Genomic DNA, 15,077 nt, shown 5'->3' with positions numbered 1-15,077 from the left:
TTTTATGTTTCTCAAGTTGTGGTAAAGGACCGATAAAAACGGTATAATAGGAGGAATGCTTAAGTAAGGAGTGGATTCGGTGGCCATCACTATTGAACGAATCGCAAATTTGCACGAATCAGAAATTGAAGAATTCATGAATCATATTAAACATACATTTCAGCCGTCTGACTCTGCACAGGCGGAAATTATACGCAAGGCCGCTTCACTTGTACGTATGAACGCAATTGGTGCGTATCGCTACACGGAAACCGAGCAATCCTTAATGGCCAATATTTCAGGTACCGAGTCGGAATTCGCCCGTCTGTCCTTCATGACGATGGAACCCTACTGCACATGTGCCGACGGAGACTGGTGCGCGCATCAGATCGCGGTCGTCTTTCATCTGTACTCGCAATTTCATTCACTATCAGATTGGCTCAATACGTGGCGCAAGTCTGGAACGGTGCAGACGCAATTGTCGATCAATGAGCGAACGCCAGAAGCTTGGTTGAATGCGTTATCCGTATTAGTGAAGCCGCTTACCGAGTTGAGCCCGAGTGACGGACCGACCGGTTTCTTGCATTATGCTTCAAAAATTGAACATCAGAAGACGCGGCTTTCTCCTTTTGAATGGGAATGGAAGCCGCTCTTTTCGCTGTACTATCAGCTGACGTTATTGCGGGCGGCATGGCCTTTCCTGCATAGCGAGCTGTCAGCGAATGATTCCTATCAATACGGCAAATGGCAACTGACGATTTGGCTCAATGAGCAAATGTCCGAAATTAAAGCGGGTATTAAACAACTGAGTTCGAAATCGCGTCTATTTGAGACGGATGCATTTCATGTGAAGTTGAAAGACTTGATTCATTCATTCGCAATAGACGAAGAAGGTTTATTCTCGAAGCGTTTTGAAGCGTTCCGTCTTGTCTATACTGAGCTGTATTCCGATGAGGCTGAATTGACAGAGGAGATCAAACGCCTGCAAAAGGAAACGGCAGAAGATGCACCATTGTTCCGTGCGTTTCTCTATTTGACGTCGGGACGTTTTGACGAGCTTGATGAGGAGTTGAATACGCTAGATGCGACTGCTGTTCCCCAGTGGTTGGCGTTTGCGCTTTACGCGAAGGAAGATGAGGATTTTGATATTGTGCAGTCGATTATGCAGCAATTGCTCCCTCATTTAGCTGAGCATTATCAGCAGCTTGCAACGCGTAACCGTTCAGCGTTTGCTGAAGATATCGACGAGTTGCTGTCGCTGTCGGATGTGTCAGAAGAGCAGCGCGATCAACTGTTCCAATCATATGGACCAGAAGCAAGTCGTGCGTATGGCAAATTTTTATTCGAACGTAACCGTTACGCTGAATGGGCTGCGCTGATGCATTTAACGCGCGGGTCCGTCGATATGATTGACAACTCCGCGATGAAAACAGCGCTCGCAGAAGATTCGCAAGCGGTGTTCCCTCTCATGCATGCCGAAGCGTTGAAATTAGTCAAAGAGAAAAATCGAGATAGCTATCGCCGTGCAGTGCGTTTGTGGAAGCAAATGAAGACGGCTGCCAAGCGCGATGGCCGCAATGAATTTTGGAACCGTTACGTCCATACAGTCCGCCAGCAATTTCCACGTCTGCGTGCACTGTTGGAAGAGATGGAGAAAGGAAATCTACTGCTATGACCGATTCGAACATCTTACAACTTTCATTAGAGTTAACGTTACAAGAAGGACAAGACGGCCTCTTCTTCGTGTCCGCCAATGTTGCAGGTGAAACGCGCAAGATCGACGCGGACATGTTGGTGTCGTATTTATTTTATTCGGATGAACCTACGATGTACGGCATGTTGGTGGAGCAGCGGGATAATTGGCTCGATGTATCGATCGATATGTTGCTGCGCTTGTTCTCGGCTGGAAGTCACCCGTACGTGCAATACTCCGGTGCGACGTCTGACGATCAACAAGTGCTGACTGACATTCGTGAAGCCGCGACGTTATGGAAAGATCCTGCGTTGTTTTCATATGTTGAAGCGAATGAGTCTGGACTGTCGTTCGACCTCGACAAAACCGACTTATCCGAGCAGGCTGGACGGTATATTTCGCTTGCGATGCGTGGGCAGTTGGCGACGCTTGGTATCTCGATGGCAGACTTCCCTGCTTTGTTGCCTCACTTCCAGCAGTATGGCTGGCCACATACCGAAACGACGAAGTTACCGTTCCGCGTAGCCCTTCGTTTGACGGAACCAGATGTCAATGAGACGGATTGGTTGCTTGAGACGATCTTGATTAGCGATCGCGGTGCGCAATGGTCCCCTGCGGCCGGTAAACTAGCGGGTTCGATCGAAAATGCATTGCCGGCAAAACGGAAGCCCTATGCGGAGGATATCGAAGAGCGTCAAGCCGAGATGGTCGGGATTTTCCGCTCTGTTGAATGGTATGAACCGCGCCAGTTTATGCATGTGCCGTTAAACGATGCGCAAGTGCGGGTTTTCATTCAGGAAGATCTGCCACTATGTCAGGCATTTGATTATCCGGTGATCTTGCCGGCTTGGTTAAAGAGCGTGACCGAGACGAAGTTGAAGATTCGGACGTCTGCAGGTATGCAGTCGTATCGTTCTGCAGCGAGTCTCGATCAAGTGTTGTCGTTTGATTGGCAGTTTTCGCTCGCTGGGGAAAAGATCGACAGGGAGCAATTCCAGAAGATGGTCGATGAAAACCGCGAGTATATCCGCGCGGGCGATGAGTGGTTCCATTTGGATCCGGCATGGCTTAAACGCATTCGTGAGTTGATGGAGCAAGTCGACGACGGGGAATGGACAGTGAAAGATTTGCTGTTCAATGAAGTCCCGGAAGAGATTGCGCCTGTCTATGATGAAGAGGAAGAAGACGATCCGTTAGTAGCGTTTTCGATGCAGCAGTCGTTGCGTCAAGTGATGAATATGCTGCATGACAAGAAAGGGTTGCCACCTGTTTCTGTACCGAAGACGTTGCACGCTGAGTTGCGTCCTTATCAGCAAGAAGGTTTCGAGTGGCTTCATTTCATGCGCGACAATAAATTTGGTGCGGTGCTCGCGGATGATATGGGGCTCGGTAAAACCGTACAGCTCATCACGTATTTGCTGTATGTGCATAATTTACCGGAAACGGACTCCCCTTCACTGATCATTTGCCCGACAAGTGTCATGGGGAACTGGCAGAAGGAGCTCGAGCGTTTCGCGCCTTCATTGACAGTACATGTACATTACGGGACGAATCGTGCGCGTGAAGAACAGTTTGCCGATATGATGAGCAAGCGCCAGGCGGACATTATTTTGACGACGTATGGGACTGCCACGCAAGACGGTGAGATGCTGTCGATGTATGAGTTTGCGAATGTAACGATTGATGAAGCGCAAAATATTAAAAACTTACAGACGAAGCAGTCACGAGCGATCCGCAAGTTGCGCGGTGAGCATCATATCGCGTTGACGGGTACGCCGATCGAGAACCGTTTATCGGAGTTATGGGCTATTTTTGATTTCATTCATAAAGGGTATCTTGGTAGTTTCCGTACATTTAGCGAGGAGTTCATCGTGCCGATTGAGCGTGATGATCTCGAGGCGGAGAAACGGAAATTGCGTGCGCGCATTCAGCCGTTCATGATGCGCCGGACGAAGAATGATCCGGAGTTACGTCTGAACTTGCCTGAGAAGCTCGAGCAAAATGAATATGTACCGCTGACGCCTGAGCAAGCTGCGTTGTATGAGAGTTTTGTTTCGGAGACGAAATTCAAACTCGAGACGCTGACAGGGTTTGAGCGCAAAGGCTTGATCTTGAAGATGCTCAGTCGGTTGAAGCAATTATGTAACCATCCAGCTTTATTCTTAAAAGAACCGCCAGCCCCTGCTGCCGAGTTGACGAAGCGTTCCAATAAAATGGCGCGAATCGTTTCGATGGCAGCGGAGATTGCGGCGAACGGTGAGCAATGCTTGATCTTCACGCAGTATATCGGCATGGGGCAAATGATCCGTCAGTGCTTGTCGGAGTTGCACGGAATTGACGTACCATTCTTGACAGGTAGTATGCCAAAAGGACAACGTGATGCATTGGTCGAGGCGTTCCAAAACGGGGAATTCCCGATTTTCATCCTGTCGTTGAAAGCTGGGGGCACCGGCTTAAATCTGACGCAGGCGAATCACGTATTGCACGCAGACCGTTGGTGGAATCCGGCTGTGGAGAACCAGGCAACGGATCGGGCGTACCGTATCGGGCAGACCAAATTTGTGCATGTGCATAAATTTGTGACTGTCGGGACGATCGAGGAAAAGATTGACGAGATGCTCGTCGAGAAAGCAGCGTTGTCAGCTGATTTGATTCATTCGAGTCAGTGGTTGACGGAGCTCAATGATCGAGAGCTCGAGGATTTGCTGACATTTAATTAACTTATTGACCATTAGGATCTGTATCGAAAGTGGATGCAGGTCTTTTTGTATTCATTTTATATCGGGGATGAGGAAAGGGTTTGTTTTGACGGTTTCGAGGTAATTGATGCGCTCGTTCAGGTTGGCAATAATGCGGATCAGCTGGCCAATCTGGTCTTCGAGGCGTTGAATATCTTGTTTCTGCGCGACTGTAGGTGGGCTGTGCATGTGGGCTTCATCCTTTCTATGAGCGGGTATGTATTCCGTCAGCCCGCCTAGTGGAAGTGGTCTCCGCGAGAGACGGGCGACGGATGAGTTGGCGTAAAATTGATTCAGTTCCTATGCTGAATGTACTCCCGGCATCACAGAGGATCGAGTCCCCACTCGCTCTTGCTTCTGCCGAGTCATGCTAGTTGGCGAATATGCTTGTAGTGTCGTGTAATGTTCTCTTTTTTCATTTCTCTTCAATTGTGTGTCATCCATCTCTTTTCAGGAATTGATCAGTAACGGATGTGCGACGGCGGATCTGCCTTGGTCATCTCCCCTTTCGTTATGGAACTGGTTAGAAAATAGGTAATGCGGTTTCGGTTGATTTCGCTTCTTCAAAACGTTTGGGCTCAGTAGACGAATGTGTTTTCATTTCTGCGTGTTGAGATTTAATTGATTTCGACAAGAAGCGGATTTCATTGCACACGACTTCCGTGACATACACTTTCGATCGATCTTCGCGTTCGTAGTTCCGGGTCTGAATGCTTCCACTGACGCCTACGAGCGATCCTTTGCCACAGTGACGGACTAGGTTTTCGGCGGATCGTCCCCAGACGGAGCACAGCACGAAGTCGGTTGCTACTTCCCCGTTTGCGTTTTTGAAGCTGCGATTGATAGCGAGGACGAACGTGGTGTTGACACGTCCTGATGCGTGTTCTTTTAATACGAGGTCTTTGGTGATGTTCCCTACTAAAGCCAATTGGTTCACGAGTTGGTTCCTCCTTTCTTTGTGCTGCCCTTATAGTAATCTACATGGGTTCTCGTTGGCAAAGTGGCAAAATTGAATTTTGCTATGATTTTCGGTATGTTTTTTAAATTTTCATTCGAAGGAGTTTTTGGACATTCGCGGTAATATGCGGTTTCTGCGTGGTGAGCTACACGGCATTTTTGAATTCTCGAGTATTTTGAGATTTTTATGCTATACTTGGGAAAATTGTACCGAGGTGATGGAATTGAAGACGTTTAAAATGATTTCGGTGGAAGTAATTCAGGAGAGCGGTGTGCTTGCATTCCCGCTATTTGACGGCATTATTATCAACCAGGAGAACAGTCATCGTTTGTGGGTGCTGGAGCTATTCATTGATGCCAAGCATAAGGACATTATGGAAAAGTGGAAAGTCGAAGAGACATTACTGACCGTGCGCGTCGTCATTTCGTATCCTGGCAACGAGCCCGCTTCATTTGATGTGGCGGTGGAAAATTGGCGGCAGATCGGGGACCGGATTTCCGTTTTGATGAAAGGACGGTTGAAGCGTGTCCGATCGAAGTATCCCGAGCATTTGCTGGAAGAGTTGATGGATGAAGGTTTGGAAGGCGATGCGCTGCTCGAGCAATTCCAAACGGCTATGTGGGATCGGCCGAAGTTGAAGCGTGACACGGAGCTTGATGAGAAGACGAAGTTGTGATGGATGGGCTGCCCTTTTTTGGGTGGCTTTTTTTTGGTTTTTTGGGTTTCTGGGATGGATGGGCGGTGGGATTGAGCGGATGGCGGGGGTGATTGAGCGCTTGGGGATGTTTGAGCGGATACAATACTGTATAGAGCGCTTGTATGCTGGCATTGAGCGGATTCAAGGATTGATAGAGCGTATACGGAAAGACATTGAGCGGATAGCGCGTGCGATAGAGCGCTCGGGAGGATGGATTGAGCGGCTCGCGGAGTTTGAGCGGATACGATGCCACATTGAGCGCTCACACACCAGCATTGAGCGGATCCAAGGACACATTGAGCGCATACGGAGGTACATTGAGCGGATAGCGCGTGCGATAGAGCGCTCGGGAGGATGGATTGAGCGGCTCGCGGAGTTTGAGCGGTTACGATGCCACATTGAGCACTCACACACCAGCATTGAGCGGATTCAAGGATACATAGAGCGCATGCGCAAGGACATTGAGCGAATAGCGCGTGCAATAGAGCGCTCGGGAGGATGGATTGAGCGGCTCGCGGAGTTTGAGCGGATACGATAGCACTTAGAGCGTTCACACACTAGCATTGAGCAGTTCCAAGGACATATAGAGCGCATACGGAAGGACATTGAGCGGATGGCGCGTGCGATAGAGCGCTCGGGAGGATGGATTGAGCGGCTCGCGGAGTTTGAGCGGATATGATGCCACTTTGAGCGCTCACACACTAGCATTGAGCGATTCCAAGGATACATAGAGCGTATGCGCAAGGACATTGAGCGGATGGCGCGTGCGATAGAGCGCTCGGGCGGATGGATTGAGCGGCTCGCGGAGTTTGAGCGTATACGATGCCACTTAGAGCGCTCACACGCTAGCATTGAGCGGATCCAAGGATACATAGAGCGCATATGGAAGGACATTGAGCGAATAGCGCGTGCAATAGAGCACTCGGGAGGATGGATTGAGCGGCTCGCGGAGTTTGAGCGGTTACGATGCCACTTAGAGCGCTCACACGCTAGCATTGAGCGGGTTCAAGGATTGATAGAGCGCATGCGCAAGGACATTGAGCGGATGGCGCGTGCGATAGAGCGCTCGGACGGATGGATTGAGCGGCCCGCGGAGTTTGAGCGGATACGATGCCACTTTGAGCGCTCACACGCTAGCATTGAGCGGGTTCAAGGATTGATAGAGCGCATACGAAAGTACAATGAGCGAATAGCGCGTGCGATAGAGCGCTCGAGCGGATGGATTGAGCGGCTCGCGGAGTTTGAGCGGATACGATGCCTCATAGAGCGCTCACACACCAGCATTGAGCGATTCCAAAGATACATAGAGCGTATGCGCAAGGACATTGAGCGGATAGCGCGTGCGATAGAGCGCTCGGGAGGATGGATTGAGCGGCTCGCGGAGTTTGAGCGGATATGATGCCACTTTGAGCGCTCACACACTAGCATTGAGCGATTCCAAAGATACATAGAGCGCATACGAAAGGACATTGAGCGAATAGCGCGTGCGATAGAGCGCTCGGGAGGACACATAGAGCGCTCGCGAATGAAGTTTGATCGGATACCACACCACATAGAGCATACACACCCAAAAAAACCCACACAAAAACGACCCTAGCATGTAATATGCAGGGCCGTTTTTATAATGGCGGGAATCATCACTCTTTACGATCGTCATTGCGTATAACGCCGTCAGGAGCAGAGTCGCTACCGTTCATGTTGCCGTTCATGTTGTTGTCGTCGCGTGCGCCACGGTTTTCGTTGTTGTCATCAAGGAGTTCTTCGCGTGTTTTTTCGATTCCTTCACGCGTTTCCTCCATGATGCCTTCACCGTCACCGTTCATGATCCCATCGCCGTCGTTGTTCATGATGCCGCGGTCATCGTTGTCGTCAAGACCGTCGAGGTTTGGACCCATACGCTGATTGTCGTTTGGCGTATTGTCACGTTCTACGTCTTGCATAGGTGTTTCGTTGTTGTTCGGCAGTGCGCCGTCGTTCGTGTTACATGCGGTCAGAACGAGTGCGGATGCGAAAACTACGGGTAGAGCTTTTCTGATCATAAAAAAATTCCCTCCTTTTTTACGAGCTGTGAACCATACGTATTGGTATGTTCAACGGTAGCTTGTGCGAAAAGGAGAGAACTATTCGTTTTAATTATTCGGATAGGCTGATGTAGTTTCTAATATGTTTTGAACGTATACAGCTTCCGCTTTACAGCCATAATCATAATGCGTGTCGAGATTTTGTTGTAAAATTTCAATTTGTGCGATCTGTTCTTCGGTCGGTGGATCATTGAGTATGCGGATTAATACTTCCTCCACGCGCTCTGCCAATTCTTTGTGGAACTCGGGATCTACTTTGACGTCGTCTGGTATCTTGTCGTACCAAAGCGCTTTGGTCGTGATGTATTCCCGCCAGTTCGCATAAAATTGTTCGATATTGTATTCTTCCGCTGACCAGCCGATTTCACTCATATATTGTTCAAATGATTGAGAAATCGAACGAGTGATGCTGCTCTTTATATTTGGAGAAAGCTTCTTTAACATGCTGTAATGTACCCTCCCACTGTATGCCTTGCTTGGCATTCCAATGATTATTATATCAACTTTCTAGTACTGCTTCGTGATGTTATTGCTCTTGGACGGGGCCGAGTGCGAACGTAATATCTGCTTCGCATGCCACTTCGCCTTCAACGGTTGCGATGGCTTTTCCTTTACCGATTGAACCACGCAAGCGCACAATTTCCACTTCGAGACGAAGGGTGTCGCCTGGTGTGACTTGACGTTTGAAGCGGCAGTTGTCGATGCCTGCGAAAAATGCTAGACGGCCTTTGTTTTCTTCTTTTTTGAGTAGAGCGACAGCGCCGACTTGGGCCAGTGCTTCTACGATGAGGACGCCTGGCATGACCGGATAGCCTGGGAAGTGACCGTTGAAGAAGTCTTCATTGATTGAAACGTTTTTTAACCCGACTGCACGCTTACCTTCTTCGAGTTCTTCGATGCGATCGACGAGCAAAAATGGATAGCGATGCGGGATAATTTCTTGTATTTGTTGAGCATTCAGCATGAAATATGTCTCCTTTATTCCAGAGGTTCTGAAGTAATCAGATGTTTCTGTACTTATTTACCGTTCATGATATCAAAAATATGCGTCCATGTCTCTTTTTTAAAGACATCGCCTACTGATCCGTCACCAATTACACTGAATCCAACCATGGTACCTGCTATAGCTGCTAGGACAAGCAATACGAGTACAATCAGCAGTCGCAACCAGATCGGGATCATGCGGACTTGGACCCAGCGCATTTCACTAACGGGTTTTGCGATTTTTTCAGCGCGCTCTCTGCGTGGCCATTTTGATTTGATCTTTGACCAGAATGTCGTGTTGGACTCTTCTGGCGCAGGCAATTTTTTGACAGGTTCTGTTTCGACTAGTGGTGTTTCTTCTATTGCCTCTTCTGGAGCATCAGGAGCAGTTTCAGGCGCTTCTATCTCCGTTGTCGACTCAATGTCTTCTTGAACTTCTTCGTCTGCTGTGAGTGGCTCTGCGACCGCAACTGCCACTTCGTCCATTTCAGCGGGTACGACAGGATCTGTCTCTGTCAGTTCGATCGGTTCTTCCATTTCTGCCGGTTCGGGAGTCTTCAATGGTTCGAATGGTTGCACGGGTGATAGTGGTTCTGTTATTTTTTTGAAGTTTTTATTTTTATCTGTCATAGTAAATACTCCTATTGCACGCGTTAGCGAATGCCATTAATTAAGCCCATCATCTGGTCCGCCATGGTTACGGAACGCGCATTGAATTGATAGGCACGTTGCGTCGAAATCAAATCCGCCATTTCTTTTTCATACTCTACGTTGGAAGTTTCGAGCGCTTGATTTTGCAAGCCAATCTGACTTCGTCCAGCGCCTGTCATTTCAGTCAATACGTCATTTGCTGTCAGTCCGAGCGCTGCTAGGTCTGTCGGCAAACCAAAGTTGGTTGCGGAAAGTTGAACCATGGAATCAGGTTTTTCTAAGACGGTGACACCGAGATTAAATTCCTGTGTGCCTTGCGGTGTCGTCACTTGCAATACACCGTTCGGACGAATTTGATAGTCGGTTGCCTGTCCGGAAAAGACGATTGGACGACCTGCGCTATCCGCCACTGCGAGTCCTTCTTCATTGACTAGCGCATTGTCCCCGTTTGCAGTTGGGGATAAGTAGAAATTCCCTTTACGTGAATAAATGATTTCTTCTCCACCGTCCGTTGGCTGGATCAAATTAAAATGTTGTTTCGGTTCTGTTAGCGCAAAGTCTAGCTGGCGGTCCGTTATTTGAACAGAGCCCACTTTCCAGTTCATTTGCAAGCTACCGAGATGTGCGCCTGTCCCCATACGGATGCCAAAATCTGAACTGCGCTCGGCTTGGTCGGCTTTGTCATTATTCATTTGCTGGAATAAAAGTTCTTGGAATGTAGCTGCCGAGGATTTATATCCATGCGTACCGACGTTCGATAAGTTGTTGCCGATCAAGTCGAGACGTTGCTGCAACTGGTTCATCGTGTTGGTCGCTGTAGTCATCGTGCGGATCATCAAAGGTCACTTCCTTTTCGCATGCTTCTATATGTAGTCATTAATTGACCCGACCTACTTCATTGACCGCTTTTTCCATACTGCGATCATAAGCTTGTAGGATTTTTTGATTGGCTTCAAATGCACGATAGGCTGTCAGCATATCCGTCATCGAGCGCGCGGCATCGACGTTGGAATCTTCGAGATAGCCTTGTTGCATCGAGTAGGTGCCGCCTGTAGGTAACGCATTGCCGTCGATCGTCGTGAAGAGTCCGTTGTCTTGCTTGGACATTGTATCCGGTGCGTCAGAGTAGGCAATACCTAGCGTCGCGACTTCTGTTTCCCCGGCGAAGATCGCTCCTGAATCCGTCACGCGAATATCATCACTTGTCAGTTCGATCCGATTGCCTGCATCGTCTAGGACATATAAGCCGGATGGATTGGTCAAGTATCCTTCTGCGTTGACAGCGAAATTACCGTTTCGTGTATAGTATTGACCGCCATTCTCACCTTCTAGCGTGAAAAACACGGTTCCTGCAACGCCTGTCTCTTCATTGACTTCCATCGGTCCATCAAATAACGCGATGTCGGTCTTCTGTTCCGTTTCACGCAACTGTCCTTGTGCGAATAACGGCAAGGTTTCTTGCATATAAACGCCCGTCGAAAGTTCACCGACTTCGGAAAGATTTCTAAAGTTCAAGCCTTTTTCCGTCGGTACGCGCGTTGAATCCAAGCGGGACATCAACATGTCAGGAAATGCACGAATCGTCGACTGCTCCGCCTTATAGCCTGGCGTGTTGGCGTTCGCGATATTGTTTGACAGCATTTCCGTACGGCGTTGCTGTGCGATCATGCCTGATCCTACTGTGTAAAAACCACGAAACATTTCATTTCACTCCTTTGCATCGTCATGTCAGATAAATCGATGTTTTTAGTATACACTACTTGCAGCTTGCATGGCAGGTCAAATTATGCGTGTTGAAGTTTTACCATCCGAGTCTAGTAGCAGTCCAGCGCCTTCCGCCATACAAGTAAGTGGATTTTCCGCAATGAAAACCGGAACGTTGAGGTGTTCGGATAATAAGGTATCTATTCCCGGTAGCCATGCGCCACCGCCGATTAAAATGATGCCCCGCTGTGCGATATCCGCAGCGAGCTCAGGCGGTGTGTCTTCCAGCGCGTCTCTAGTTGTCTCTATGATTTTACTAATCGGTAGTTGCAATGCCTGACGAATCTCTTCCGCTGTGACTTCAATCGTTTTCGGAATGCCTGTTGCCAGGTCGCTACCATGCACATTCATCGTGTTCGGTTTTTCTCCACTCATCAACACGACACCAATGCCTTTTTTCACTTGTTCTGCCGTTTTTTCACCTATATAAACATTATGTTTTTTTCGTATATGTTGGATGATACATTGATCGAAATGAAGGCCGCCAATATTCGTTTTCGTAAACGATACGATTTCCCCCATCGACAGCACGGATGCATCTGTCGTGCCCGCACCGAGATCGACTATCATATTGCCTGAAGGCTTGGATATATCAATACCTGCACCAAGTGCCGCTACTTTTGATTCTTCTTCTATAACGACTTGTTTGGCTCCCGCCCCCATCAGCACTTGTCGGATCACGTTTTTTTCCACTCGCGTCGTATCCGCTTTACAGCATACCGTAATATGGGGTTTGAGACGCAGGCTTTTTCCTAGCGCTTTTTCGAGGAAGTGTCTGATCAACACGCGGGTCATCTCAAACTCCGCAATGTTCCCAGCTTTCATTGGACGTACGATCTGGATATGTTCTGGTGAACGACCCATCATGTGATACGCCTCTTCACCAAACGCCACAGGCTCGTCCGTACGCTTATCGATCGCCATGACAGCCGGCTCATTGATGACGAGACCGTTGTCTTTCACATATATCAATACATTGGCGGTACCTAGGTCTATTCCAATATCTTTTGAAAACATCGTGACCACGACTCCTTCCTCATACGTTCTGTCTGATTACACTCTTAGCTGTTCATTATATCATATTTCTACTTTATTTGGCATTTTTCGATAGTGGTCGGCAAAACTAAAAGCCGCCAGCAAGTTAGCGGCGGCTAATGAATTATTTAAAGGCAATCGTTGCGTGAATAGCTTTTTGCCACCCTTTGTAGAGATCTTCGCGTACCGCCTCTTCCATATTCGGCTCAAAAGGTCGATCGAGACGCCAGTAGTCTGCGATTTCATTGCGGTCCTTCCAAAATCCTACCGCCAGACCTGCAAGATACGCCGCACCGAGAGCCGTCGTTTCATTGATCGTCGAACGCTCGACTGGCACGTTAAGCAAATCTGCCTGAAATTGCATCAGGAAGTCATTGTCCACCACGCCCCCATCAACCCGTAACGTTTTCAATGAAATCCCCGAGTCCGCTTCCATTGCGTCGAGAACGTCTTTCGTTTGGTAAGCGAGTGATTCGATAGTAGCGCGCACGAAATGTTCTTTTGTTGTACCGCGAGTCAAGCCGAATACCGCGCCTTTGACGTCGCTGTCCCAGTACGGTGTGCCGAGCCCGACGAATGCCGGTACGACGTAGACACCATCCGTCGATTGGACGCGCTTCGCATAACTTTCACTTTCAGACGCGCTACGGAACATACGCAGTCCGTCACGCAGCCATTGAATCGCAGAACCCGCGACGAAAATACTGCCTTCAAGTGCGTATTCCACTTTCCCATCAATTCCCCACGCGATGGTCGTCAATAACCCGTTATCAGACGTCACCGCTTTCTCCCCTGTATTCATCAGCATGAAACAACCTGTGCCGTACGTGTTTTTCACCATCCCGCTTTCAAAGCACGCCTGGCCAAATAAAGCCGCCTGCTGATCACCAGCGATCCCCGCGATTGGTGCATTGTGACCGAAGAAGTGTCTAGTATCCGTGTGTGTGTAAATTTCGGAAGATTGGCAGACAGTCGGCAACATTGTTTTAGGAACATTTAATATGTTGAGTAACTCTTCATCCCACTCCAAGTCGTGAATATTGTACATGAGCGTGCGCGAGGCATTCGAGTAGTCGGTAACATGTGCTGCACCGCCTGACAATTTCCAAATAATCCACGTATCGATTGTGCCAAATAGCAAGTCTCCGTTGTCAGCTTTTTCACGCGCGCCTTCTACATTGTCCAAAATCCATTTCACTTTCGTTCCTGAGAAATACGAATCAATTAGCAAGCCCGTTTTAGTGCGGAATACATCATCGTGCCCTGCCGCTTTTAATTCTTCACACACGTCAGCTGTCTGGCGGGATTGCCAAACGATCGCATGGTAAACTGGGTTGCCAGTATGCTTATCCCACACGACCGTCGTTTCACGTTGATTGGTGATGCCAATCCCCTCAATTTGCGTGGCGGCAATATTTTTTTCAGAAATGACAGCCGCGATGACAGACAGAACCGAGCTCCAAATTTCATCCGCATTATGCTCCACCCAGCCAGGCTTCGGAAAATACTGCGTAAATTCCTGTTGCGCGGTATGGAAGATGTCACCTTTTTTATCAAATAGGATCGCACGTGAGCTCGTCGTACCTTGATCGAGCGCTAGGATATACTTTTTCGTCATGATTCATTCCTCCTGTTGGCGTTGATTGGTGTCTATTATACATGTTTTTGGGGGTGAGGGTGGTGGGTTAGAGCGGTTAAGCTTGCACATTGAGCGCTTGCGCACGAGGATTGAGCGGATAGCCCCGGCGATTGAGCGATTGAGACGATACATAGAGCGCTAGCGAAGTTGTATAGAGCGGGTAAGCCAGCACATTGAGCGCTGACGGACGGGCATTGAGCAAGATGGCGCGGGCAATACAGTGTTTTGGACAACACACTAAGCACTCGCGGATAGACTTAGAGTATGATAGCGCGAACGATTGAGCGCTTAAAGCGAAACATTGAGCACTGGCGCACGAGGATTGAGCGGATGACCCGGGCGATTGAGCGCTTCAGACAATACATAGAGCACTCGCGAAGTTGTATAGAGCGGATAGCGCAGGACATTGAGCGAGCAAGCCAACACATTGAGCGCTTACGGACAGACATAGAGCGAGATGGCGCGAGCAATACAGTCTTTTAGACAATACACTAAGCACGCGCGGACAGGCTTAGAGCATGATAGCGCGAACGATTGAGCGCTTAAAGCGAAACATTGAGCACTCGCGCACGAGGATTGAGCGGATGACCCGGGCGATTGATCACTTCAGACAATACATAGAGCGTTTGCGGGGTTGTATAGAGCGGATAGCACAGGACATTGAGCGGGTAAGCCAACACATTGAGCACTTACGGACAGACTTTGAGCATGATAGCGCGGACGATTGAGCGCTTGAGCCGACACATTGAGCGCTCGCGAAGTTGTATAGAGCGGATAGCGCAGGACATTGAGCGGATAAGCCAACGCATTGAGCGCTTGCGGAATGACATTGAGCGGATAGCACTCAGCATTGAGCGG

At 48.8% G+C, this 15,077-nt stretch carries 13 protein-coding genes; 3 read left to right on the top strand and 10 right to left on the bottom strand.

Features of this window, described 5'->3' with window-relative positions:
* Positions 1-79: 79 nt before the first annotated feature.
* Positions 80-1,654 (top strand): hypothetical protein, encoded by a 1,575-nt coding sequence (locus SporoP17a_RS12470; RefSeq protein ID WP_083034974.1) that lies wholly within the window; start codon positions 80-82, stop codon positions 1,652-1,654.
* The gene (locus tag SporoP17a_RS12465) at positions 1,651-4,392 is read left to right on the top strand and encodes a DEAD/DEAH box helicase (protein WP_083034973.1); all 2,742 of its coding nucleotides are present in this window, start codon (positions 1,651-1,653) and stop codon (positions 4,390-4,392) included. Before SporoP17a_RS12470 ends, SporoP17a_RS12465 begins: the two co-directional genes overlap by 4 nt.
* Positions 4,393-4,443: 51 nt before the next feature.
* Here the strand turns inward: SporoP17a_RS12465 and SporoP17a_RS16800 are convergent, their stop codons facing one another.
* Complete coding sequence (locus SporoP17a_RS16800; RefSeq protein WP_156890569.1) at positions 4,444-4,599, bottom strand: hypothetical protein; 156 nt, start codon at positions 4,597-4,599, stop codon at positions 4,444-4,446.
* Between the two features lie 334 nt (positions 4,600-4,933).
* Positions 4,934-5,347, bottom strand: a complete 414-nt coding sequence (locus SporoP17a_RS12460; RefSeq protein WP_083034972.1) for a single-stranded DNA-binding protein — start codon at positions 5,345-5,347, stop codon at positions 4,934-4,936.
* A 244-nt stretch (positions 5,348-5,591) separates the two neighbouring features.
* Between SporoP17a_RS12460 and SporoP17a_RS12455 the strand changes: the two genes are divergently transcribed.
* A complete protein-coding gene (locus SporoP17a_RS12455) occupies positions 5,592-6,044 on the top strand; it encodes a YwpF family protein (protein WP_083036088.1) in 453 nt (150 codons plus the stop codon).
* A 1,658-nt stretch (positions 6,045-7,702) separates the two neighbouring features.
* Here the strand turns inward: SporoP17a_RS12455 and SporoP17a_RS12440 are convergent.
* The 8 genes from SporoP17a_RS12440 to glpK all read right to left on the bottom strand — a co-directional run bounded on the left by SporoP17a_RS12440 (position 7,703) and on the right by glpK (position 14,198).
* The gene (locus tag SporoP17a_RS12440; RefSeq protein WP_083034969.1) at positions 7,703-8,104 is read right to left on the bottom strand and encodes a hypothetical protein; all 402 of its coding nucleotides are present in this window, start codon (positions 8,102-8,104) and stop codon (positions 7,703-7,705) included.
* Positions 8,105-8,194: 90 nt separating this feature from the next.
* Complete coding sequence (locus tag SporoP17a_RS12435; protein ID WP_237262324.1) at positions 8,195-8,590, bottom strand: hypothetical protein; 396 nt, start codon at positions 8,588-8,590, stop codon at positions 8,195-8,197.
* 82 nt (positions 8,591-8,672) lie between these two features.
* The gene (gene fabZ, locus SporoP17a_RS12430) at positions 8,673-9,110 is read right to left on the bottom strand and encodes a 3-hydroxyacyl-ACP dehydratase FabZ (RefSeq protein WP_083034967.1); all 438 of its coding nucleotides are present in this window, start codon (positions 9,108-9,110) and stop codon (positions 8,673-8,675) included.
* A 53-nt stretch (positions 9,111-9,163) separates the two neighbouring features.
* Complete coding sequence (locus SporoP17a_RS17040) at positions 9,164-9,760, bottom strand: DNA-directed RNA polymerase subunit beta (protein ID WP_237262323.1); 597 nt, start codon at positions 9,758-9,760, stop codon at positions 9,164-9,166.
* Positions 9,761-9,783: 23 nt separating this feature from the next.
* Positions 9,784-10,617 carry a flagellar hook-basal body protein gene (locus tag SporoP17a_RS12420; RefSeq protein WP_083034966.1) on the bottom strand — a complete coding sequence of 278 codons (834 nt, stop codon included), beginning with the start codon at positions 10,615-10,617 and terminating at the stop codon, positions 9,784-9,786.
* Positions 10,618-10,657: 40 nt separating this feature from the next.
* Entirely contained in the window at positions 10,658-11,482 is an 825-nt protein-coding gene (locus SporoP17a_RS12415) for a flagellar hook-basal body protein (RefSeq protein ID WP_083034965.1), read from the bottom strand.
* 78 nt (positions 11,483-11,560) lie between these two features.
* Positions 11,561-12,562: a rod shape-determining protein gene (locus SporoP17a_RS12410; RefSeq protein ID WP_083034964.1), complete on the bottom strand. Its 1,002-nt coding sequence runs from the start codon at positions 12,560-12,562 to the stop codon at positions 11,561-11,563.
* Between the two features lie 142 nt (positions 12,563-12,704).
* Complete coding sequence (gene glpK, locus SporoP17a_RS12405) at positions 12,705-14,198, bottom strand: glycerol kinase GlpK (protein WP_083034963.1); 1,494 nt, start codon at positions 14,196-14,198, stop codon at positions 12,705-12,707.
* Between the last annotated feature and the right edge of the window lie 879 nt (positions 14,199-15,077).

The sequence above is a fragment of the Sporosarcina ureae genome (genome assembly GCF_002082015.1).
GTDB classification, from domain to species: domain Bacteria; phylum Bacillota; class Bacilli; order Bacillales_A; family Planococcaceae; genus Sporosarcina; species Sporosarcina ureae_A.
Note: the sequence above shows the minus strand (reverse complement) of the source record. Positions and strands in the feature narration are given on the sequence as shown.

Excerpts from the sequence above, each read along its gene's own strand:
- SporoP17a_RS12465 (WP_083034973.1), top strand. The coding sequence starts at position 1,651 with ATGACCGATTCGAACATCTTACAACTTTCATTAGAGTTAACGTTACAA.
- SporoP17a_RS16800 (WP_156890569.1), bottom strand. The coding sequence starts at position 4,599 with ATGCACAGCCCACCTACAGTCGCGCAGAAACAAGATATTCAACGCCTC.
- SporoP17a_RS12440 (WP_083034969.1), bottom strand. The coding sequence starts at position 8,104 with ATGATCAGAAAAGCTCTACCCGTAGTTTTCGCATCCGCACTCGTTCTG.
- SporoP17a_RS12435 (WP_237262324.1), bottom strand. The coding sequence starts at position 8,590 with ATGTTAAAGAAGCTTTCTCCAAATATAAAGAGCAGCATCACTCGTTCG.
- fabZ (WP_083034967.1), bottom strand. The coding sequence starts at position 9,110 with ATGCTGAATGCTCAACAAATACAAGAAATTATCCCGCATCGCTATCCA.
- SporoP17a_RS17040 (WP_237262323.1), bottom strand. The coding sequence starts at position 9,760 with ATGACAGATAAAAATAAAAACTTCAAAAAAATAACAGAACCACTATCA.
- SporoP17a_RS12420 (WP_083034966.1), bottom strand. The coding sequence starts at position 10,617 with ATGATCCGCACGATGACTACAGCGACCAACACGATGAACCAGTTGCAG.
- SporoP17a_RS12415 (WP_083034965.1), bottom strand. The coding sequence starts at position 11,482 with ATGTTTCGTGGTTTTTACACAGTAGGATCAGGCATGATCGCACAGCAA.
- SporoP17a_RS12410 (WP_083034964.1), bottom strand. The coding sequence starts at position 12,562 with ATGTTTTCAAAAGATATTGGAATAGACCTAGGTACCGCCAATGTATTG.
- glpK (WP_083034963.1), bottom strand. The coding sequence starts at position 14,198 with ATGACGAAAAAGTATATCCTAGCGCTCGATCAAGGTACGACGAGCTCA.